General features: G+C 67.6%; 18 protein-coding genes. 6 read left to right on the forward strand and 12 right to left on the reverse strand.

The window, feature by feature from the left end; genetic code table 11:
- Positions 1-17: 17 nt before the first annotated feature.
- On the reverse strand, positions 18-836 hold the full coding sequence (gene tbsP / locus VJ162_RS03250) for a transcriptional regulator TbsP (RefSeq protein WP_324662344.1): 819 nt from the start codon (positions 834-836) through the stop codon (positions 18-20).
- A 208-nt stretch (positions 837-1,044) separates the two neighbouring features.
- Positions 1,045-3,120: a CHAT domain-containing protein gene (locus tag VJ162_RS03255; protein WP_324662345.1), complete on the reverse strand. Its 2,076-nt coding sequence runs from the start codon at positions 3,118-3,120 to the stop codon at positions 1,045-1,047.
- Positions 3,121-3,281: 161 nt separating this feature from the next.
- Between VJ162_RS03255 and glyA the strand changes: the two genes are divergently transcribed.
- Both glyA and VJ162_RS03265 read left to right on the forward strand, forming a co-directional pair.
- The gene (gene glyA, locus VJ162_RS03260) at positions 3,282-4,529 is read left to right on the forward strand and encodes a serine hydroxymethyltransferase (protein WP_324662347.1); all 1,248 of its coding nucleotides are present in this window, start codon (positions 3,282-3,284) and stop codon (positions 4,527-4,529) included.
- Between the two features lie 209 nt (positions 4,530-4,738).
- Complete coding sequence (locus VJ162_RS03265; protein WP_324662348.1) at positions 4,739-5,305, forward strand: type IV pilin; 567 nt, start codon at positions 4,739-4,741, stop codon at positions 5,303-5,305.
- A 26-nt stretch (positions 5,306-5,331) separates the two neighbouring features.
- Here VJ162_RS03265 and VJ162_RS03270 read toward each other — a convergent pair whose 3' ends face one another.
- A complete protein-coding gene (locus VJ162_RS03270; RefSeq protein WP_324662349.1) occupies positions 5,332-6,768 on the reverse strand; it encodes a sulfatase-like hydrolase/transferase in 1,437 nt (478 codons plus the stop codon).
- Positions 6,768-8,225: a sulfatase family protein gene (locus VJ162_RS03275; protein WP_324662350.1), complete on the reverse strand. Its 1,458-nt coding sequence runs from the start codon at positions 8,223-8,225 to the stop codon at positions 6,768-6,770. The genes VJ162_RS03270 and VJ162_RS03275 overlap by 1 nt, the downstream gene beginning before the upstream one ends.
- 287 nt (positions 8,226-8,512) lie before the next feature.
- On the opposite strand from VJ162_RS03275, the gene VJ162_RS03280 reads away from it, so the two are divergent.
- Positions 8,513-9,406 carry a bifunctional methylenetetrahydrofolate dehydrogenase/methenyltetrahydrofolate cyclohydrolase gene (locus tag VJ162_RS03280; protein ID WP_324662351.1) on the forward strand — a complete coding sequence of 298 codons (894 nt, stop codon included), beginning with the start codon at positions 8,513-8,515 and terminating at the stop codon, positions 9,404-9,406.
- A 62-nt stretch (positions 9,407-9,468) separates the two neighbouring features.
- The gene (locus VJ162_RS03285; protein ID WP_324662352.1) at positions 9,469-9,840 is read left to right on the forward strand and encodes a DUF5789 family protein; all 372 of its coding nucleotides are present in this window, start codon (positions 9,469-9,471) and stop codon (positions 9,838-9,840) included.
- A gap of 2 nt (positions 9,841-9,842) precedes the next feature.
- Here the strand turns inward: VJ162_RS03285 and VJ162_RS03290 are convergent, their stop codons facing one another.
- The 8 genes from VJ162_RS03290 to VJ162_RS03325 form a co-directional block, all read right to left on the reverse strand.
- The gene (locus VJ162_RS03290) at positions 9,843-10,562 is read right to left on the reverse strand and encodes a DUF7117 family protein (protein WP_324662353.1); all 720 of its coding nucleotides are present in this window, start codon (positions 10,560-10,562) and stop codon (positions 9,843-9,845) included.
- A 22-nt stretch (positions 10,563-10,584) separates the two neighbouring features.
- Entirely contained in the window at positions 10,585-11,295 is a 711-nt protein-coding gene (locus VJ162_RS03295; protein WP_324662354.1) for a carbonic anhydrase, read from the reverse strand.
- Positions 11,296-11,358: 63 nt separating this feature from the next.
- Positions 11,359-12,285 carry a DMT family transporter gene (locus VJ162_RS03300; protein WP_324662356.1) on the reverse strand — a complete coding sequence of 309 codons (927 nt, stop codon included), beginning with the start codon at positions 12,283-12,285 and terminating at the stop codon, positions 11,359-11,361.
- 34 nt (positions 12,286-12,319) lie between these two features.
- Positions 12,320-13,369: a flippase-like domain-containing protein gene (locus VJ162_RS03305; protein WP_324662357.1), complete on the reverse strand. Its 1,050-nt coding sequence runs from the start codon at positions 13,367-13,369 to the stop codon at positions 12,320-12,322.
- Positions 13,370-13,431: 62 nt separating this feature from the next.
- Complete coding sequence (surE, locus tag VJ162_RS03310; RefSeq protein ID WP_324662359.1) at positions 13,432-14,223, reverse strand: 5'/3'-nucleotidase SurE; 792 nt, start codon at positions 14,221-14,223, stop codon at positions 13,432-13,434.
- Positions 14,224-14,328: 105 nt separating this feature from the next.
- Positions 14,329-15,465, reverse strand: a complete 1,137-nt coding sequence (locus tag VJ162_RS03315; protein WP_324662361.1) for a HAMP domain-containing sensor histidine kinase — start codon at positions 15,463-15,465, stop codon at positions 14,329-14,331.
- 280 nt (positions 15,466-15,745) lie between these two features.
- The gene (locus VJ162_RS03320) at positions 15,746-17,167 is read right to left on the reverse strand and encodes a small ribosomal subunit Rsm22 family protein (RefSeq protein ID WP_324662363.1); all 1,422 of its coding nucleotides are present in this window, start codon (positions 17,165-17,167) and stop codon (positions 15,746-15,748) included.
- A complete protein-coding gene (locus VJ162_RS03325; protein ID WP_324662365.1) occupies positions 17,164-17,898 on the reverse strand; it encodes an NAD(P)-binding domain-containing protein in 735 nt (244 codons plus the stop codon). Before VJ162_RS03325 ends, VJ162_RS03320 begins: the two co-directional genes overlap by 4 nt.
- A 163-nt stretch (positions 17,899-18,061) precedes the next feature.
- On the opposite strand from VJ162_RS03325, the gene VJ162_RS03330 reads away from it, so the two are divergent.
- Positions 18,062-18,835 (forward strand): fumarylacetoacetate hydrolase family protein, encoded by a 774-nt coding sequence (locus VJ162_RS03330; RefSeq protein WP_324662367.1) that lies wholly within the window; start codon positions 18,062-18,064, stop codon positions 18,833-18,835.
- Between the two features lie 60 nt (positions 18,836-18,895).
- A complete protein-coding gene (locus VJ162_RS03335) occupies positions 18,896-20,533 on the forward strand; it encodes a GMC family oxidoreductase (protein WP_324662369.1) in 1,638 nt (545 codons plus the stop codon).
- The last annotated feature ends 44 nt before the right edge of the window (positions 20,534-20,577 follow it).

Below are 20,577 nucleotides of genomic sequence, written 5' to 3' on the forward strand. Positions count from 1 at the left end.
ACAGGGGGAGAAAAACCCTAGGCCGCAAGCAGGCTCTGGGCGACCGTCGCCAGCTCGTCGCTGTCGGCGTCTTCCAAGCGCTCGTCGCCGAGCATCAGGCGGAGACGCGGCCGACCCACGTCGATAGGGACCTTCTCGGTGTCGATGAGGCCCATGTCCTCCAGTTTCGTCTTCGTCCGGGAAAAGGTCGCCTTGCTGGCGAGCCCGACGTCCTCGCCCCACTTGCTGATGTCGTAGAGCAACTCGTTGTTGCGCGCCGCGACCAGCAGGCTGATGGTGACTTCGTCGAGCCCGTCGCCGTCGCCGCGGGCGGTCGACAGCGAGCCGAGCACGCTGTCGAAGTCCGCGGCGGTCTCCGGACCGATCTCCGACTCCAGCGTGGTCCGGACACGGGAAATAGCGGGCGTGCGCAGCGAGTACGCCTCGGCGCTCTCCCACGTGTTCTCGTAGTAGGCCGCCGCGTCGTCGACGAACGCGTCGTCGTCGGTGCCCAGACCGCCGACGACGTCGCCGATGGTCACCAGGGCGTAGACGCCCTCGGCCGTGACGGCGACGGAGTGGTTCGGGACGCGTTCGAGAAGCCGCATCGAGAGGGTCCCCGCCTCCACGAGATCGGCCGCGGTACTCGCGACCAGGAAGTCGTCCATCACGTCTTTCAGTGTCCGCTCGTCGGCGAGCATGCGGACCTCGGCGTCGGCGTCCTGGCGGTCGAGCGTCGTCATCAGCGACGAGATGGTCTCCTGTGAGGGGTTCACGACGTAAATCGGTGTGTCGGTCTCGGCAAACACTGACGACAGCATCGACCCGATGTCGTCCTGTAGCAGGGTAGTACTCATTGTGCTATTGCATCTATTGTTGGGAAGAACATTTAATTTCATCGGCCGATTATCGTTGATTTCGGCGCCAATACTGTCATATCGACCATCAAATCAGTACAAATATATCTACAAGCTACCAATATTATGTATGCGTTATTGATAATAATGGCGACGAAACACGACACGTAGATGGGTATTATCTTGTCCAGAACTGGTACGTACCCGGTTAGAACTCCGGGTCCAGTCTCGCGGCCAGGTCCCCGGACCAGTGGAAGTCGCCCTCGAAGATGACCGGCAGTGAGTGTGACTCCAGCGTGTCGACGAGCGTCGCCGCGGAGACGGTGTATTCGGTGGCCGTTCCGTTGAGTGCCGTCTTGCCGTCGATGGGGAGGTCGTAGCTCGCGCCGGCCCCCTGTGGTGTCATCACTTCGCAGGTGAGGCTGTACCCCCCGTCGCGCTCGCTTACCATCACCACCACCGGGTCGGTCGGCTCGGGCAGCAGCGCGTAGGTACCGTCGCCGACGACGGCGTAGTCCTTGCTCATCATGATGCGCCGGCGGGCAAGCTGGAGCGCCCGCTGGATGCAAAAGCCGTTCGAGAGCAGCCTGGCGAAGGCGGTCCCGACCATCGCGGCGTGGCTGTCCAACACGTCCGCGAACGTGACCGCGCCGGCTACCGACCCCTGCTCGATGAGGTCCAGTCCCTGCTGGTACGAGCCACAGGCGTTCAGGAAGAACGTTCGGGTGTGCGATTCCGACAGCGAGGCCATCGAGAGGGTCCCGTCCGGACAGCACAGCCCGTCGTCCTCGCAGTGGCCGATAAAGTGGACGAAGTCGTTCTCGGACTCGAAGACATCCGCGAGGGCGTCCGTCGTCAGCTGGTCGCGGACGGTGACGTCCATCGGGAGGTCGGCCGCCCGGTATATCTCCGAGACGGCGTGGCGCTCGTCGGACATCTCCATGTCGTTCAACACCACGGACAGCTGGAACTTGTCGCTCTCTTTTGCCCGGTAGCGGTACCGGTTCTCGTAGGCCGACGGCGTCGTCTTGAACGCGCCGATGGGCGTGCCGGGCGCCAGCCAGCCGTGGACGCGACCGACGCCGCCCGTCGGTTCGACCATGGCCGTCGGTTCGACCGTCCCGCGGGTGTAGGAGTCCGAAAGGGTCTTTTCGAGCAGGTCGCACCGCTCCAGTTCCGCACCGTCGGAGAGGTAGATCAGGGAGAGCGTATCGAGCAGGAAGGGGAGACAGCGGGCGCGTTCGAGCGACGGTTCAGTGTGTGTCGAGAGGTGCCACTCCGGTGTCGCTGTGTCGACCGCCTCGTCCGGCGTCGCCAGATACCGTTCCAGCCGGCCGGCCGGCGAGAGCGACCGGACCGCGCCCGGGTCCAGCGAACACCGGTCAAGCAGTTCGGGGTCCGACTCGGGGTCTATCCGGCGGACCAGACAGTCCAGGTAGAACAGCCGCTGGACCATCTCCGCGACCTCGTCTTGGATGTCGGGGAACGGCCCGAACTCGTGGTAGACGCCGGTGTTCTCGGCGGTGAGCGCCACTCGGGTCCGGTCGTCGACGGTCACGTCGGCGCCCAGATAGTACGCAAGCGGCGCGACGACAAACAGCGACTCGACACACGGCGGGACCAGCAGTTCGATGCCCGTCTCGGGTTTGGTGTTGGCCAGTTCCGTCGGCACAGACGTGGTTTCGCCGGTCGTCAACAGCGGTGGATGACCGCGTTGTCCCGGGTGTGAGCGAGACGGGCTGAGCGTGTGATGGGCCGTACCCATATGTGAGAGCCCGGTTGCCAGCCCTGCAGGTGTCCCCTGAATCCGGATGTGGGCCGGGCCGATAGACGACGGCTCGCCGACGCCGACGGCGACTCGCTGTGTGTCCCACAGCGACAGCACCGTGCCGTCTCCGGTGGGGCGCAACGAGGCGCCCCCGTCGAAGCGGACGTGGAGGCGCCCCTGCTGTGTCGGGAGCGAGCCGCTCCCGGGAGCGCCGTCGGCGGTCCGGATAGTGACAGAGAGCAGAAACGCCCCTTCGGGCAGTTCCGACGCGCTAGTCAGTGCATACTGGGCGTCACAGTCCAGCGCAGTCACGGTCGGGTCGGACCCGGGTACCCTGAGGTGGGTGGCCCGCCCGTAGACGCAGTCTGCCGTCGCCCGCGGTATCGCGTCGGCCGGGAACTCACGGCGGTCGTCCAGCTGTGCCAGAACTGTCGATACCCCTGAGCGGGTCTGCTGTGTGATGTCCGCTCCAGTCTCTTGCTTGGTAGCTGTCTCGGTGACCCCCCAAGAGACCATGTGCCGGTTAGTGTGGGCTTATCGATTATATACATACTGATGTCGGGGTAAACATTTTGTACTGACACGAGCCGGCTCGGTTGGTCGCCGGAACCTGCCAGCCACTCACACGCCCGGGGCCAAAGGGTAGATTATTGACGGGCCGGTCCCGACCAACTCACATGAGCTACGACACCGTCCGCGAGGCGGACCCTGCCGTCGCAGACGCCCTCGAGGGCGAACGCGCGCGCCAGAACGACACGCTGGCGATGATCGCCAGCGAGAACCACGTCTCCGAGGCCGTCATGGAGGCCCAGTCTTCCGAACTCACCAACAAGTACGCCGAGGGGTACCCCGGCGAACGCTACTACGGCGGCTGTGACTTTGCCGACGACGTCGAGCAGCTGGCCATAGACCGCGCCAAGGAGCTGTGGGGCGCAGACCACGTCAACGTCCAGCCACACTCGGGCTCGCAGGCCAACATGGGCGTCTATCTCGGCGTGCTGGAGCCCGGCGACAAGATCCTCTCGCTGGACCTGACCCACGGCGGCCACCTCTCACACGGCCACCCGGCGAACTTCGCCGGCCAGGTGTACGAGGTCGAGCAGTACGAGGTCGACGAGGAGACGGGCTACGTCGACTACGACGGGCTTCGCGAACACGCAGAAGAGTTCGAGCCCGACATCATCGTCTCGGGCTACTCCGCGTACCCCCGAGAGGTCGACTTCGGGCGCATCCAGGCGGCGGCCGACGCCGTCGACGCGTACCACCTCGCGGACATCGCTCACATCACCGGCCTCGTCGCCGCCGGCGTCCACGAGTCGCCGGTCGGCGTCGCCGACTTCGTCACCGGCTCGACGCACAAGACCATCCGCGCCGGTCGGGGCGGCATCATCATGTGCGACGAGGAGTACGCCGACGACATCGACAGCGCCGTCTTCCCCGGCTCCCAGGGCGGCCCGCTGATGCACAACGTCGCCGGCAAGGCCGTCGGGTTCGGCGAGGCCCTCGAACCCGAGTTCGAGGAGTACGCCGAACAGACCGTCGACAACGCCGTCGCGCTCGGCGAGCGGCTCAAGGAACACGGCCTTGACCTCGTCTCGGACGGCACCGACAACCACCTCGTCCTCATCGACCTCCGCCCGTCACATCCGGACACGACCGGCAAGGAAGTCGAGGAGGCACTGGAGGAAGCCGGCATCGTCCTCAACGCGAACACCGTCCCCGGCGAGACCCGCTCGGCGTTTAACCCCTCGGGAATCCGCGCCGGCACGCCCGCCCTGACGACGCGTGGCTTCGACGAGGACGACTGCCGCGAGGTCGCAGACCTCATCTACGAGGTCGTCGAGGCCCCACACGACGAGAGCGTGGTCGCCGAGGTCGGCGAGCGCGTGGACGAACTCACCGACGCGTACCCGCTGTACGAGTAGGCGCCGGCGCCGCTTGCCGACCCGGTCCTATCGTCCGCACTCCGGGCGTTCGGACCGCCCGAGCCGGCCGGTTGCGCCCGAATCGCCCCCGACGGGGTGATACCTCGGTCACTGCACGCTTGCGGAGACCACCCGGAACAGCTGTCCCCTTCCCCGGGAAATTGCGGTAGTCCGACCATTCAGGTGTCCGGGCACACACCCACTGGTCAATGGGGAACGATTCGTCCCGGGACACATCACCCGTCGTCGCAGTGGTCTTGCTCGTCGCCGTCGCCGTCCTCGTTCTCGGCGGGCTGTACTCGCTGACCGCGCTCGATTTCGGTCCCGCGGGGGACGGGTCCGCCCCGTCCGTCTCCGAGTCCGACGGGCGGCTCTGGCTCGCCGGGGACGGCTCATACAGCACTGTCGAACTCACACACGAGGCGGGGGACACGCTCAACGTATCGGAGCTGGAACTCGTCGTCAGCGCCCAGTCCGCGTGTGGGAAGTCCGGCCGCCTGTTCGATCTCCCGGCGCCCGACGGCGACCTGACGCCGGCCTCGGCGTACGTCCGGGGCGACGACATCTTCGACACCAGCGACGACGCCGTCACCGGGCCCATCGGCGAGGACAACGTCACTGTCGACGGGACGTGGTCGGCCGGGGAGACGGCGACGTTCCGCATCGACAGCGGGGCGTGTTCGCTCAGCCCTGGCAACGAGATACTCGTGCGTATCAGTCACGCACCGACCGGAGCCGTCCTGACACAGCAGCGACTCACCGCCGAGTCGGCCTGAGGGGAGCGCCGGCCCCCCGCCGGGTATCAGTCCCCGTCGAGGTGTCGCGTCGTGAACTGCGCGATGGGGTCGGCGGTGTCGTGCATCCACTCGGCCAGCCGGCCGCGCAACCGCGAGCGCGCGTCGCGGTAGTCAGGGTGGTCGATAAGGTTCTGCAGTTCGTGGGGGTCGGCGTCGAGGTCGTACAGCTCGTCGACGTCGGGGGCGTTGAAGACGTACTTGTACCGCTTCGTCCGGACCATCCGCTGGGAGTACAGCCCCATCTCGTCGCCGTGGTACTCGGCGAAGACGGCGTCGCGACCGTTCGCGCCGGCCTCGTCGGCAAGCAGCGGCCAGAGGCTCCGCCCGTCGACATCGTCGGGCACCGGTGCGTCGGCCGCGTCGAGGAAGGTCGGCATCAGATCCATGAGGGAAACGAGGTCGTCACAGACCCGCCCCCCGCCGGCCACGCCGGGCCCGCGGACGACCAGCGGGATGCGGTAGGTGTCGTCGTACATCATGGGGCCCTTGTTCCACTGGCGGTGCCCGCCGGTGAAGTCACCGTGGTCCGAGGCGTGGACGACGAGCGTGTTCTCGGCGACGCCCAGCTCGTCGACTTTCGCCAGTATGCGGGCTATCTGGTCGTCGATGTGGTGCATAAACCCCATATACAGCGCCCGCAGCCGGTCCCACTCCTCACGGGAGAGCCCCTCGACGCCGCGGTACTCGCGGTAGCATTCCTGCACCCGGGGCTTCCCGTCGAAGGTCTCGGCGTCGGACGGCCACGGCGGCAGGTCCTCGGGGTCGTACAGCGAGGCGTACGGCTCCGGGACCAGATACGGGTGGTGTGGCCCCTGGAAGTCGACGCGGTGGAAGAACGGTTCGTCGGCGTCGGCGAGCTGTTCCAGCCGCCCGATTGTCAACTCGGCGTTGAACGCCGAGCGGGTCGCTTCGGCCGGTATCGGCAGGGTCCCGCCCAGCATCTCCCGCGAGTCGGCGAACTCGGCGTACACAGGGTCTCGGGGCTCGATTTCGTCGGGGTCGACGCCGTAATCGCGCTGGTAGCTGTCCAGCCCCGCGGACAGATGGGCGTCGTGGTGGTCGTCGCTCCCGCCGACGTAGTCGAAGCCGAAGTCCTCGGGCGTGTCCGTCCGACCGACGTGCCACTTGCCGACGTAGGCGTTCCGGTAGCCCGCCTCACGGAGCGCCGTCCCGAACGTGGGGACCTCCGCGGGGAGGTCGGTCCGGACGGCGTCGGGTTCGTGGACGTTGTTGAGTATGCCGTGGGTGTGTGGGTACAGTCCGGAAAGCAGCGACGCGCGGGCGCTGCTGCAGATGCTGATGGGGGTAAAGGCGTGGGTAAAGCGGACGCCGTCGGCGACCAGCCCGTCGATGGCTTCGGTCTCGACGGGGACGCCGTCGGGGTCAACGAGGTCGTGGCGCTCCTGGTCGGTCAACACGAGGAGGACGTTCGGTCGCCCCATCAGAGGTAACCGAGGTCGGCGAGCCGGTCTTCGGTGGCGTCGGAGACGTTGACGCTGCTGTCGGCGTCGGCCTCGTCGAAGCTCCCGAGCCACTCGTCGAGCGTGGCGGCCAGCTCGGCCGTCCGGCGGGGGTTCGCCGACGAGATGTCGTGTGTCTCCTCGGAGTCCCCGCGGATGTCGTACAGCCACTCGGTCCCGTCGGAGGCACGGACGTACTTGTACGCGTCCGTCCGGACGGCCCGGAGGCCGCGCTGGTACTCGTAGATGGCCTCGGGGACGTGGTCGAACTTCTCTTCCAGTACGTCGATTGGCGGACGGGGACGCATGTACTCGGCGATGACCTGCGACCGGGCGTCCACACCTTCTGTCGGGTGGAACGAAAGGGCCTGAGACGCTTCGCGCAGCTCGGGGGCGTCGACGCCCGCGGCGTCGAGTAGCGTCGGCGCCAGGTCGGCGGTCTGGACCAGCCGGTCGCCGCGGGCGCGTCCCGTCGAGAACGCGCCGCCGTGGACCACGAGCGGGACGTGCAACACCGTGTCATAGAGGCTGTACTGGTGGCCCAGAAAGCCGTGTTCGCCGACGTTCTCGCCGTGGTCGCTCACGGCGACGAAGACGGTGTCGTCCCACTCCCCGGCCGCTTCCAGGACGGACCGGAGTCGCCCGAGCTGGGCGTCGAGATACGATATCTCGGCCCGGTAGAGCGACCGGACGACGTCCCACTCCTCGCCGGTGTAGTCGAACTCCCCCACGTCGAACTCCCGGGGGTCCTGTCGCAGCGCCATCGCCCGGTCGTAGCTCCACCCTTCGGGGAGGAACTCGCGGGCGTAGGCCGGGGGCGGGCGGTACTCCAGATGTGGCTCGATACAGTTGGCAAAGAGGAAAAACGGCGCGTCCGAGTCGCGCCCGGACAGCCACTCGGCCACCCAGTCGACCGTCGCCGCGGCGCCGTCGTCGCGGTCGCTATCGCGCGCTATCAGTCGGCGGAGCCGCTCGAAGGTGGGTCCGCCAAAGCGACTCCGGCGGACGGCGTTGGTCGCCCGGTGGCCCCACCCCCCGGCGCCGCTCCAGGCGTCGGTCCGCTCGGAGTCGTCGCGAAACCGGCCGAACCCGTCGGTGAGGCCGAACTCGTCGGTTACCCAGACGTTGTTCGAGACGCCGGCCGTGTCGTAGCCGGCGTCGGCGAACGCCTCGGCGAGAGTCGGAAACGACCCGTCGAACTTGGTGTGTTCCGCGTGGGCGCCGTGTTTCGACGGATACGTCCCGGTAAACAGCGACACGTGGGAGGGAAGCGTCCACGGCGCCGTGGCGAACGCGCTGGTGTACTCGGTGCCAGCGTCGGCCAGCGCGGCGAGGTTGGGGGTCAGGTCGGGGTCGGCGGGTACTGTCTCGGTGGCCCGCATCGTGTCCATCACGAACAGGACGATATTGGGGTCGTCCTGTGGCGATGTCCCGGTCATAACCAGCCACCCACAAGTGACATTCTTCTCATATGTCTCAACACAGCCACTGTATACCATCCTTCCTACACTACACTGGGGCCTGCAGGCGCAGCCTCTTTATACGTATCAGGCGGCGAACTCGATGACTGATTCCGCCTGTAGTCCTTGCTGTCGCTGGTTCCCGGTCTCGTGAGACCGAGCGCCAGTGACGCGGCCGGCAGGTGGGCGAAACGAGCTGTGCCAGGTGCTACCGCGCCCGGTAGGGGATAGTGATACTTTTGGCCCGCGGGGCGCCCTGTAGAGGTATGACAGAGATAATCGACGGCAACGCCGTCGCCCAGTCGATACGGGACGACCTCGCGACGGCCATCGACCAGCTGGCCGACGCGGGCCACACCCCGACGCTCGCGACCGTGCTGATGAGCGACGACCCCGCAAGCGAGACCTACGTCTCGATGAAACAGGACGACTGCGAGGAGGTCGGCATCGAGGCGCTGGACATCGACATTGACCCCGAGGCCGACGCGTCGGAGCTGTACGACACCGTCTCCGACCTCAACGCCGACGACGGCGTCAACGGCATCCTCGTCCAGATGCCGGTGCCGGACCACGTCTCGGACCGCCAGGTCCTTCGGGCAATCGACCCACGGAAGGACGTCGACGGGTTCCACCCCGAGAACGTCGGCCGTCTCGTCGCCGGCGACGCCCGCTACAAGCCCTGCACGCCCCACGGCATCCAGAAACTCATCGACTCGGCCGGCGTCGACACCGAGGGCAAGGAGGCCGTCGTCGTCGGCCGCTCTGACATCGTCGGCAAGCCCATGGCGAACCTGCTCATCCAGAAGGCGCCGGGCGGGAACGCGACGACGACGGTGTGTCACTCCCGCACCGAGGACCTCGCGGCGAAGACGCGCGAGGCAGACATCCTCGTCGCCGCCGCCGGCGTCCCGGAGATGATAGACGGCGAGATGGTCAAAGACGGCGCGACGGTCATCGACGTGGGTATCAACCGCATCGAGGCCGACACCGAGAAGGGGTACGAACTGGTCGGCGACGTGGACTTCGAGAGCGCAAAGGAGAAAGCCGGCGCCATCACCCCCGTCCCCGGGGGCGTCGGCCCGATGACCCGCGCGATGTTGCTGTACAACACGGTCAAGGCGGCGGGACTCCAGCACGACGTGGCCGTCGACCTGCCCTGACCCGATAGCCCGCCTGCTGTCGCAAGCGCCAGACTGGGGATGACGACCGCCGTAACCCTCCTATGGACGACCCAGCCCGCGTCGAAGGAGTCGATTTCACGTCGATAAACCCCGTTCTCGAAGACGTCTCGTATCCGATTTCGACCGAGGAACTCGTCGACCAGCACGGCGACCGCGAGATAGAGCGGACGAACGCCGACGCGGTGACGGTCGAAGAGCTGTTCGGGTACATCGACGACACCTTCGACTCGGACGAATCGGTCCGCCAGATGGTCCTCTCACAGATGCCCCGCGACAGCGAGGGGCGAACGAACTACTCCGACCGCGGCGGCTCGACGCCCGTCGAGACCGAGGCCGCCGAGGAGGCCGCAGGACAGACGACCGCTGACCTCGAACAGGCGGCCCCGACCAGCGACGACAGGCGGAACTCGTAGGGTTAGGTCCGGTCCCGCTCTAGCCCGGAGAGCCAGTTGTCGGCGGTGACGGCGGCGTTCTCGTCGCCGTCGACGTACCGCCCGAGGTCGCGGGCGGCACGCAGGAGGCGGTTCGCGTCGGCCGGGTCCACGTCGCCGTCCAGCGCCTCGATGCGCTTGCGGTGGTCTCGTATCCGTCCCGAGAGCCGGCGGGCGTGGTCGTCCGGGTTGTCGTCGAGGTAGCTCCGAACGTCGCGCTGGTAGCTGTCGACGGCGTCGGCCATCGCCAGCCCGAACTCGGCGCGGAACCCCTCGGGCACCGCCTCGTGGCCGGGCCGCTCGCCCCGGTCCGCGCCCCCGAGCAGGTCCAGAAAGTACAGCTCCGCGGCGTCGCTCGGGCGGGCCCGTCTGGCGACGGCGGCGGCGACCGCCCCGAGTTCGACGGCGGCGACGTATGTCTCATCGAGCGGTCGCAGCCGCCCGGTGTCGATGAACCCCCGCTTTCGGGTGTACTCCCGGCAGGTTTCGGCCACCGTTCCGGCCAGCTCCTCGGTCGTCACCTCGTCGACCCGGTTCCGCAGCGGCGTCAGGTCCAGTTCGACCGGCGCGTCGGTGTGTTCGGTCCGGTCGTCGAGGCCGACGCTCTGGAGGCTCCCACACTCCGGACAGGCGACGCTCCCGGTGTCGTAGTAGGACCACTGGGTCCCACAGGACTTGCACTCTCGGTCCCCGCGGATTTTCATATGGGTTCTCGGGTCGCCGCCCTCAAGTTCCTTCCGCGGTCAGTGTCCGACCGTACTCCCAGAGGCGACCGATTCGGTCGGCGATGTCGGGGTTCTCCTCGCGCAGCGTCGCCACGTCGGTCTCCCCGCCGACGTTTATGACGTGGACCGCCCCGCGCTGGTCGGAGTAGACATCCTGGAAGTCATACACCGCGCCGACGACGGTCACGTCGTCGGGGACGTCGTCGCTCTCGACGAGACGGTCGACCTGGTGGTCGACGTTGTACTCGACGAGGTGGTTGATGGCGGCCACGTCGGAGAGTTCGTCCTGTGGCAGGACCTCCAGTGCCTCCTTGAGGTGGGGTTTCAGCTGTTCCAGGCAGTATTTCACCCCGCGTGGCTGGATGACGTCCTCGGTGAGATACTGGAACGCCGTCGTGACGGCCCCACAGCCGGTGTGACCGACGACAACGGCGACTTTCGTTCCGGTGTTCCACAGCGGGAACATCACGTCCCCGGAGACCAGATGCCCCATACTCGTCGGCTGGGTCACCCGGTTTCCGATGTTCCCGACAGTGAAAATCTTCCCCGGGACGTCGTTGCCCCACATGTCGTCCTGCAGGACCCTGGAGTCGGAACAGCAGACGGTGACCGCGTCCGGGAACTGCGTGTTCTGGATGTCGTCGAAGCGCGCGTCGGGCCGCTCCGCGTGCTCGACGTTGCGCGCCAGCATTTCGACGACAGTCTCGTGCATACGATAACTGAGACGCGCCACGGATTATATTCTTTCGTGATATATAACGCTGCTCCGAGCGGGCTACCCGGGACGGAACCGGGCCACGAGCGGCGCCAGCTTCTCGGTCGCTGCCCGGCGTTTCAACAGCAAGAACCCGGCGAAGATACAGCAGAACCCGACGATCTCCAGCCAGCCGAGCCGCTCGCCGAGGACGAGCCAGCCGGCCAGCGCGGCGACCACGGGTGCCGCATACGAGACGAGATTGAGCTCGATAGCTCCGACGCGGGCCAGCAGCTCGAAGTAGACCACGTAGCCCAGCGCGCTCGCGAACACGGCGAGATACAGTATCGCAAACAGGCTGCGGGAGGTGAGATGGGCGCTCGCGAGCGATTCGCCGACCACCCCGGCGCTGATGCCGTGGAGGAGGACGGCGCCGAGAGCGGTCGACCACGCGACCATCCCCTCCGAGGAGATACCCCCGTCGAGTCGCTGGACCAGCACGCTGCCCAGCGCGACGGCGGCCGCGGCGAGGAAAACGAGTACCGAGGGGAGCGCCGACCCGCCGAGCAGGGCCGACGGGGTCGGTCTCGCCACGAGGGCCACGCCGAGGAAGCCGACGGCCAGCCCCACCATCCCCATCGGCGCCAGCCGCTCCGAAGGGAGCGCGAGTCGCGCAAAGCCCGTCGAGAGGATGGGGCTCGCGCCGATGAGTATCGCCGCGACGCCGCTTGTCACCCCTTGCTGGCCGACAAAGAGGAGTGCGTTGTACAGCGCGATGAGGAGCGTCCCCTCGACGAGAAGTGTGAGCCAGTCCGCCCGCGTCCGGGGGAGCCAGTAGTCGCTGGTGACCGCCGCATAGCCCACCATCAGCACGGCCGCGACGTCGTACCTGAGTGCGGCAAACAGCACCGGCGGCAGCGCTTCGAGCCCGGCCTTGATGGCCACGAACGCGGTACCCCAGGTGACGGCGAGAATCAAGAAGAGGATGCCGTCCCGTCGCTCGTCCATATCTCTCTCTCCGTCGGCGCCCGCTTAACAGTTCTCAGTCCAGCGCGTGCCAGACGGTCGCAGAGAGATACAGCGAGGCCAGCCCACCGGCGACGACCACCAGCCAGTAGGTCACCAGCCGGAAGACGAGGACGCCGGCCGCGACCACCGCCGGCGGCGCGGCGACGAAGACGGTTATCGCCGCCGTCAGCCCGATTTCGGTGCTGCCCAGCCCGCCCGGGGTCGGCAACAGCGTCACGACCCCGGCGGCGGGAGTCAGAAACAGCGCAAAGCCAAGCGGTATCGGGACGCCGACCGCCAGCAGCCCGACGTACAGCGCCATCGAGAAGGCGAGCCACCCCAGTACGGCGACCGTCGTCGCGACGACGAGCCGCCGGGTCTCCCCCGTCGCCGTCCCGAACGCTTCGAGGAACGAGTCGGTGCCCGAGCGGACGCGTTCGGGCGCGAGCGACCGGTGGACCCGCACCGAGACGCGGCCGACGGTGGTTCTGAGAAGCCACGCCATCCGCTCGACGGCGGTCCCGACCAAGTGAATCCGGTAGGCGATGACGGCACCGCAGCCGACAAATCCCAGGACCGTGACCGAAAGCAGTCCGAGCACGAGTGAGGTGGGAAGTGCAGCGTAGGGGCTCAAAAGCACCGAGACAAGGCCGGCTATCGCGACCCCGACCGAGCCCGCAAACACCAGCAGCTCGCTGGCCGTGACGGCGGCGAAGATATCGCGAAACCGGCGGTCTAGGTCCTCCGCGATGACGTAGGCCAGAATCGCCGACCCGCCGGCGTTGCCAAACGGGAGCACCTGCTTGCCGAACGTCCCGGAGAGGTAGCCAAGCTGGATGCGGCGGCGCGGGAGCGACCCGTCGACACCTTCCAGAATCGTCGTCGTCGTCAGGCTCCAGCACAGCTGGGCCAGCAGCGAGAGCGCGGCCGCCAGCGCGACGAGCAGCGGGTCAGCGGCTCCGAGGGCGTCCAGAACCGCGCTCACGTCGAGGGACACGAACAGGCCACCGAAGAGGGCGGCCGCGAGTACGAGCCCGGCGAGCAGTCGGCCGTAGCCAGCCCGTTCTTTCGAAACCGTGGCCATCCTGTGTTCCTGTTTCACCGAGGCGTATCAATCCCGTGGCTCGCTGTCGCCACCGGGACGGGTCACGTATCGGAGTCGTACCGCTCGGCCAGCGCGTCGAGCGCGTCGTGGTGCTCGGTCGTGTGGGGGGCCGTCAGGGGGGAGACGCTGACAGCCCCGTCGACGACGGCCCGGCGGTCGGTCCCCTCCGGGTCCGGGATATCGCCCTCGGCCATCCGCTCCCAGATGCGGTCGTGGAGCGTGACGGCGTCGCCGTTGCGCTCCGCCGTCATCTCGTACTCCAGGGAGGGACGGGTCACAGCCAGGGGAGCCGGCCCCCAGTCGGCGACCGGGGCGTTGACGTTGAGGTAGTCACACTGGTCGAAGACGCCGGCTCCGAGCGCGTGCTCGGCCAGATACGTCGTCGCTCGCACTGCCTCGTCGTAGTGTAGGTCGCCGTCGTCTATCTCGGTGAAGTCCGTGTCCTCCCGCACGGGGATGTACATCGAGACGGCTATGGCCGGCACATCGAAGAAGGTCGCCTCGACGGCGGCGCTGACGGTTCCGGACCGTCCCAGGGTGTAGGCCCCGAGGTTGGCCCCGCGGTTACAGCCGGCCACCACCAGGTCCGTCTCCGGCGCGAGCGACTCCAGGCCCGCCACGACGCAGTCGGCCGGCGTCCCGTCGACCACGAACCCCATCTCGTGGCCCCACACGTCGACCTCGTGGGAGAGCTTTCGTCCCACGGCGCTCTGGTCGGTCGCCGGCGCGACCGCCACCACGTCGCCGACCTCCGAGAGCCCGTCGTACACCGCCCGGAGCCCGGCGGCCTCGATGCCGTCGTCGTTCGTCAGCAGGATGGTCGGCTCGTCCATACGCCGTCTGTGGCCCTGCGGGGGAAAAAGCCACTGCCTGGGACAGTAGTTTTCAGGGGGTCGAGCCGACGACAGCGCCGCCGCCAACGCGACCCCGAATTTCTCTCAGGCGGTGACGAGTTCGACGACGAACACGGAGCCGCTCGGTTCGTTGGCCTCGACCCGGACGCTCCCACCGTAGTGGTCGACCATCGTCTCGACGAAAAACAGGCCGAACCCGCTGCCGCTCTCGGATGTTCCACGCTCGAATATCTCGCCCCGTAGCTCCTCGGAGATGCCCGTTCCGGTGTCGGCGATATGCAGCTGGGTCCGACCGCCGGTCGACGTGGTCCAGACGGAGACGGTGAAATCGTCGCTCCCGTCGTATCCGTGTTCGACGGCGTTTTTCACCAGGTTACCGACGACCTCCTCGAGCAGGGAGTCTGCGACCACGGTTACCTCGTCGACGTCGACGTCGAACGTTATCTCCTCGTGGCTCTTGCGCAGGGGCGTGACCTGTCGTTCAACTATCGGTCTGAGTTCCGTCGGCGACGTCTCTATCTCTCCCCGTCCAGTGATAACGTCTGACATCCGCTCGACCCGGTCGGCGAGGCCGACGATGTTCTGTGCGTACTCCAGAATCGTCTCCGCGAACCGGTTGTTCTGTCCGTCCGTGTCCTGTGTGAGAAACTCGGCGCGGCTCTGTATGACGGTCAGGCTGTTCATCACATCGTGTCGGAAGAGACTCTGCATGAACTCGAGCTGGTCGCGCTGTCGGTCGGCGACCGCCGCCGACTGCAACGCCGTGGCGTACAGTTCACCGACGACCACGCCGGCGACCGCTCCCATCCCGCTGGCGAGGCTCAAGACGAATATCGGTTCGGCAATCACCCGCCCCTCGGCCAGCCGCACGAGTATCGAGATGTAGACGATAGCGCCAAACAGGGTCGCGCCCCCGACAGCGCTCCAGCCGACGAGCCACCGCTGTTTGCTGTCGAACTCGCTGTAGAAAAGGCGAACGGCGAGAACACAGACGGTGAGTCCGGCGCCGCCGATGAGCCCGAAGGCCATGAGCGGACCCATCTCGGCCCCGAACTCGTTGATTTCGCGTGTCAGGTTCCAGCCAGCTACCAGGACGTGCCCGATACCGAGGCCGGCGGCCAGTGCCGGTCCGCCGGCTGTAGTGTCCGGCAGCCGCTCGGCGATATCGCTCGCGACAGAGTCAAAGCGAGTCGAGAGCTGTGTTACCGGAGAAAATCTCACGGTTCAATTTGTGCACTATACCGGTTTAGATGTACTGGAGACGCCCCGGCGACAGTGTCGGCCACGGCGCCCCCACGCCGGGTCGGACCCGCTAACTCCCGGTTCCCACGGTCCCCCGGCCCGCCTCGAAGCCGGTACCGGTGACGACACCGGCGGCGATGGAGGGGCGCGACGGTCCATCGACCGTCGAGACCACGGGTTCGACGGACGGAAAGCGCCAGATTGGACGAAAATCGGAGACGAGTAGTGTGGGGCGACACGAACAGACTCCGGACCGTCGCTACCGCGCCCTGTCGACGGTCGTCTCGCCGTCCACGACGACGTTGTAGGCTTCCTCGTCGTCGTTCCAGAGGACGAGGGCGTTCCGAATCGAGAGGAGGTCCCCGTACGCCGCGACCCCGAGGTCCTCGTTCAGCAGCGACGGGTCAGTGAGGACGGCGAAGTGGTCGACCGCCTGGCTCCCGTCGCCAAGCAGGTACAGTGGGTTCGACCCCTCCGACGAGAGGTCGCGGCTGAGTTTGATAGCCAGCAGGTTCACCCGGTCGGTGACGTAGCGCTCGGCGTCGGCCATCGGGGCGTGTGCCGACCGGTCGGGCGTGATGTCGATGCCCTGCTTGCCGTCCTTTCGGAGAACGCTGTAGGCGTACTGCACGTCGACGTTGACGAACTCGCGGGTCCCGCCGGCGGGGTCGTCGAGCCGTTTTTGCATCGCCGGGACCTCGATATCGGGCTTCGTCTCGAAGGACCACGACTCGCTTTCGGGGGTCTGGTGGGGCCAGAGCCGGACGGTGGGCGCGTACACCGTCGCCGGGCCGTCGTCGGCGACGGCCCGCTCTATCTCGCGCAGGCCGGTGGCCGTGTTCTTGTCGGCCGGTTCCAGCGCGAGAACGGTGCCGTCGTCGGCCAGTCCGTCGAGGTACCGTTCGAGGACCGCCGCCGGCTCGTCGAGTTCGTTCAGGACGTTGCCGAACAGAATCAGGTCGAACGGGCCACCGGCCTCGACCGCGCCGTCGAGGTCGAACGCCTCCGCGGTCTCGCGGTGGATCGTGACCGAGCGGGTCCCAGCTTCGGGTTCGAGCACGGCCCCGAGCACGTCGGCGGCCGCGCTCGGCTCGACGGCGTGGTAGTCAAGCAGGCCGCCGGCGTCGGCCACGAGGTCGGCAAGTGCCAGCGCGGGACCGCCCACGCCCGCCCCGACATCCAGCACACGGAGCTGCGAGGGGAGCAGCCCGTCGGCGGCGAGGTCGCCCAACGCGTGAGTCGCGACGGCGTAGTAGTCGGGCAGGTGGTAGACGGCGTAGCCGTGTGCGCTCAGTTCGTCGTACTCGACGTGGTCCTGCCGGAGGTACCGCTCCTTGATGTCGCGGACGCGCTCGCGGAGGCGGTCGCCGCTGTCGCCCTCGGCCCACTCGTCGCCGTAGGCGTCGACCAGCAGCTCCTCGACGCGCCGTTCGTGTTCAGGCGGGAACCGCTCGACGCCCCGTGGTGTGACCTCAAGTGACCCCTCGGGCGCGGGGACGAAGGTGCCGTCCTCGCGCTCGACGATGGCGAGGTCGACGGCCTCCTCGCGGAGCACCTGCCGGACGACGGCGGGGTGGGGCCGGCCCTCGACGTACTCGTACAGCTCCTCGGGGTCGAGCGGGCGGACCGAGCGGAGGTACTGGGCGTTCTCGCGTATCTGGGTTCGTGTTTCGGGGTTCATGAGAGGTCGTCGTACAGCTCGACGAAGTCGTCGTGGTCGGCGTCGGCCAGTTCACGGGCCGCGTCCGCGACGGCGTCGGCGCCATCGAAGGTCCGCTGGATGTCGGCGTACACGTGGGCCTCGCCGCCGAGTACCTGTTGTGTGAGCGACGACAGCCCGGCCGAGACGGGGGTGTGGAACCGCTCGGGCACGTCCTCGCTCGCCATGGCGTAGGCGAGGACGGCGGCGTGGGCCGCGGCCTGGACGGACTCCATGGCCGCGTCGTGTTCGGCCGAAGTCGTCTCGAACGGGTCGTTGCCGGCGGCGGCGAGGGCGTCCACCACGCCGTCGACGGTATCGCCCCCCGCCGCGGTGACGACGGCGACGTTCCCCGGCGCGTTCGACGGGGCAAAGAGCGGGTGGAGGCTCGCGCGCTGTCGGTCCGGCACGGTCTCGGCCATCGCGGCGAGCGGCTCGGTCATACTCCCGGTCACGTCGACGACGGCGTCGGTCGAGAGCGGCGCGTACTCCTCGATGGCGACCCGGGCGACCGGCATCGGGACGGCGATCGCGACCACCTCGAACCGCTCGTCGGTGTCGGTCGGGACGGCCCGGCCGCCGACGGCGTCGGCCGCCTGTCGGGCGGTGTCGCTGTCGGTGTCGGTGAAGGCGACGGACGCCCCGGCCCGCTCGGAGAGCGTCCGGGCGAACCACTGCCCCATCGACCCGGCACCGACGACGAGGACGTTCATGGGGCGAGCGTAGCCCGCGGCCTCTCAAAAGCGGTTCGGTCGGCCAAGCGAGCCGCTCGTTGGAACAGTCGACGATGCATCCATAGACTTCTGTCGAATCGCCCCACAAATTGGCAGCTGGCGCTCCTAAACGCTTATCCGTCGTCCCCGAGTCGCCAGAAACATGAAACGCGTCCGATTCCGCGACTCCGGCGGGAACGTCCGTGGCGGCCGCTGGGCCATCGAAGACGGCGAGCCAGTCGTCACCGCGGCCGCCGGGCCCTACGGCCGCATCGCGTTCGGGGACGAGAGCTACGACCCCGCGGAGGTGGACATCCTCCCGCCGTGTGAGCCGACAAAGATCGTCTGTCTGGGACGGAACTACGCGGAACACGCCGACGAGATGGGGTCCGACGTACCGGACCGACCGATGCTGTTTCTCAAGGGCCCCAACGCCGTCGCCTCTCACGGGAACACGCTGACCATGCCCGCCGGGAAAGAGCGCATCGACCACGAGGCCGAGCTGGGCGTCGTCATCGGCGAGCAGTGCAAGAACGTCTCCGAGTCGGGCGCGATGGACGTCGTCGCGGGGTACACCTGCGTCAACGACATCTCGAACCGGGACGACCAGAACCGCGAGCAAAACTGGGTCCGCGGGAAGGCCTTCGACAACGCCTGTCCCATCGGACCGCTGGTCGCCACACCGGAACACGTCCCCGAAGACGCCACGATAGAGTGTCGGGTCAACGGCGAGACCAGGCAGTCGTCCACCCGAGAGCACCTCATCTTCCCCGTCGAGGAGACCATCGCCGAGATAACCGAGTACATGACCCTCGAACCCGGCGACGTCATCGCCACCGGCACGCCGTCCGGCGTCGGCCCGCTGGAAGACGGCGACCGGGTGGAAGTGGAGATAGAGGGCATCGGGACGCTGGAACACTCCGTCAAGATTCCGTAAGCGCCGCCGGCCGGCCATCATAGCAACGCCTAAGTTTAGGCTTGCCTAATCGCCACCAGCATGCAGCGAGCCCCCACCGACCGGGCGGACGTCTGTGTCGTCGGTGCCGGCCCGGCTGGCGCCCTCGCCGCGAGCCAGCTGGCGAGCGACGGCCACGACGTCACGGTACTGGAGGCGGGCAGACGATTCGACTTCGACGAGCGGCAGGGCCAGATGGAGCAGTCGATACGGCCCGGCGAGCCCGGCGACGTCTGGGAGATGGGCGGCGAGCGCGACAACTACTCCAACAACGGCGACCGGACCTATCCGCTGAACGTCGCCCGCGTGAAAGGCGTCGGCGGGTCGACGCTGCACTGGCAGGGGATGGTGATGCGGCTGCATCCGGCCGACTTCGACGGCAGCCACGACAACGACGACCCGGCCTGGCCCATCAGCTACGACGACCTGCGGCCGTACTACGCCGAGGCCGAACGGGCGCTGGGGGTGGCCGGCACGACCGAAGACAACCCCTTCGCTCCGCCGCGGGACGGCCCCTTCCCGATGCCCGGCTTCCCGCCTTCCTACAGCGACTCGCTGTTCGCCGAGGCCTGTGAGAAGCTCGGTATCACGGTACACTCGGTACCCAACGCCCGCAACTCCGAATCCTACGACGGACGGGGCCAGTGTGTGGGCTACGGCACCTGCCAGCCGGTCTGTCCCTCGGGGGCGAAATACGACGCGACCGTCCACATCGAGGACGCGGAGGCGGCGGGCGCCACCGTCATCGACCGCGTCCCGGTCCAGCGTTTAGAGACCGACGGCGACGGTCGAATCAGCGCCGCCGTCTACGTCGCCCCCGACGGAACGGAACACCGCCAGGAGGCAAGGGAGTTCGTCCTCGCGGCGGGCGGTATCGAGATACCGCGACTCCTCTTGCTGTCGGCCAACGAGGACCACCCCGACGGGCTGGCCAACTCCTCGGGCGCCGTCGGGCGGTACTTCATGGACCATCTCTTTGCCGGTGCCGGCGGCACCGTAGACGAGGAGACCAGACAGAACCACGTCGGCTTCATCACCAGCGAGAGCCACCAGTTCTACGACGACCCCGGCGGCGCCATAGAGCACCGAGACACCGGAGAGACGCTCGTCGCCGAGAGCGACCAGGCTTACTCGCCGTTCAAGCTCGAGTTCCTGAACTACGCCGGGCCGTCACCGGTCGAAATCGCCCTCAACAGCGACGACTGGGGGGACTCGATGCTCGACGAGATACGGGGCGCCTACGGCAACAGCATCGCCATGGGCGGGCTGGTCGGTCAGCCCCCGCGATGGGGGAACCGCGTCACGCTCGACTCCACCGTCACCGACGACCACGGGAACCCGGTCCCGGATATCAAGTGGTCCTGGGGCGACCGCATCCGTCGCTCCATCTCGCGGGTCAACGCCATCCAGCACGCAGTCTTGGACGAGCTTGGCGCCGACATCGACTGGACCGCGAACGTCGACGGCGGCTCCGGCCCGGCCTACCACCACATGGGAACGACGCGGATGGGTACGGACCCGTCCGAGAGCGTCGTGAACCCACAGCTCCGGAGTCACGACCTGTCGAACCTCTCGATTGCCTCCTCGTCCGTCTTCGTGACGGCGGGGTCGATGAACCCAACGCTCACTATCGCCGCGCTGGCGCTGAAATGCGCAGACCACGTCGACGAGCGGCTGTAAGCACCGACCGACCGCGTCGTTTTCAGCTCCCGAGAACCGCTTCA

It is taken from the genome of Haloarcula sediminis, from assembly GCF_035656455.1.
Taxonomy (GTDB): domain Archaea; phylum Halobacteriota; class Halobacteria; order Halobacteriales; family Haloarculaceae; genus Haloarcula; species Haloarcula sediminis.

Excerpts from the sequence above, each read along its gene's own strand:
- tbsP (WP_324662344.1), bottom strand. The coding sequence starts at position 836 with ATGAGTACTACCCTGCTACAGGACGACATCGGGTCGATGCTGTCGTCA.
- VJ162_RS03255 (WP_324662345.1), bottom strand. The coding sequence starts at position 3,120 with ATGGTCTCTTGGGGGGTCACCGAGACAGCTACCAAGCAAGAGACTGGA.
- glyA (WP_324662347.1), top strand. The coding sequence starts at position 3,282 with ATGAGCTACGACACCGTCCGCGAGGCGGACCCTGCCGTCGCAGACGCC.
- VJ162_RS03265 (WP_324662348.1), top strand. The coding sequence starts at position 4,739 with ATGGGGAACGATTCGTCCCGGGACACATCACCCGTCGTCGCAGTGGTC.
- VJ162_RS03270 (WP_324662349.1), bottom strand. The coding sequence starts at position 6,768 with ATGGGGCGACCGAACGTCCTCCTCGTGTTGACCGACCAGGAGCGCCAC.
- VJ162_RS03275 (WP_324662350.1), bottom strand. The coding sequence starts at position 8,225 with ATGACCGGGACATCGCCACAGGACGACCCCAATATCGTCCTGTTCGTG.
- VJ162_RS03280 (WP_324662351.1), top strand. The coding sequence starts at position 8,513 with ATGACAGAGATAATCGACGGCAACGCCGTCGCCCAGTCGATACGGGAC.
- VJ162_RS03285 (WP_324662352.1), top strand. The coding sequence starts at position 9,469 with ATGGACGACCCAGCCCGCGTCGAAGGAGTCGATTTCACGTCGATAAAC.
- VJ162_RS03290 (WP_324662353.1), bottom strand. The coding sequence starts at position 10,562 with ATGAAAATCCGCGGGGACCGAGAGTGCAAGTCCTGTGGGACCCAGTGG.
- VJ162_RS03295 (WP_324662354.1), bottom strand. The coding sequence starts at position 11,295 with ATGCACGAGACTGTCGTCGAAATGCTGGCGCGCAACGTCGAGCACGCG.
- VJ162_RS03300 (WP_324662356.1), bottom strand. The coding sequence starts at position 12,285 with ATGGACGAGCGACGGGACGGCATCCTCTTCTTGATTCTCGCCGTCACC.
- VJ162_RS03305 (WP_324662357.1), bottom strand. The coding sequence starts at position 13,369 with ATGGCCACGGTTTCGAAAGAACGGGCTGGCTACGGCCGACTGCTCGCC.
- surE (WP_324662359.1), bottom strand. The coding sequence starts at position 14,223 with ATGGACGAGCCGACCATCCTGCTGACGAACGACGACGGCATCGAGGCC.
- VJ162_RS03320 (WP_324662363.1), bottom strand. The coding sequence starts at position 17,167 with ATGAACCCCGAAACACGAACCCAGATACGCGAGAACGCCCAGTACCTC.
- VJ162_RS03325 (WP_324662365.1), bottom strand. The coding sequence starts at position 17,898 with ATGAACGTCCTCGTCGTCGGTGCCGGGTCGATGGGGCAGTGGTTCGCC.
- VJ162_RS03330 (WP_324662367.1), top strand. The coding sequence starts at position 18,062 with ATGAAACGCGTCCGATTCCGCGACTCCGGCGGGAACGTCCGTGGCGGC.
- VJ162_RS03335 (WP_324662369.1), top strand. The coding sequence starts at position 18,896 with ATGCAGCGAGCCCCCACCGACCGGGCGGACGTCTGTGTCGTCGGTGCC.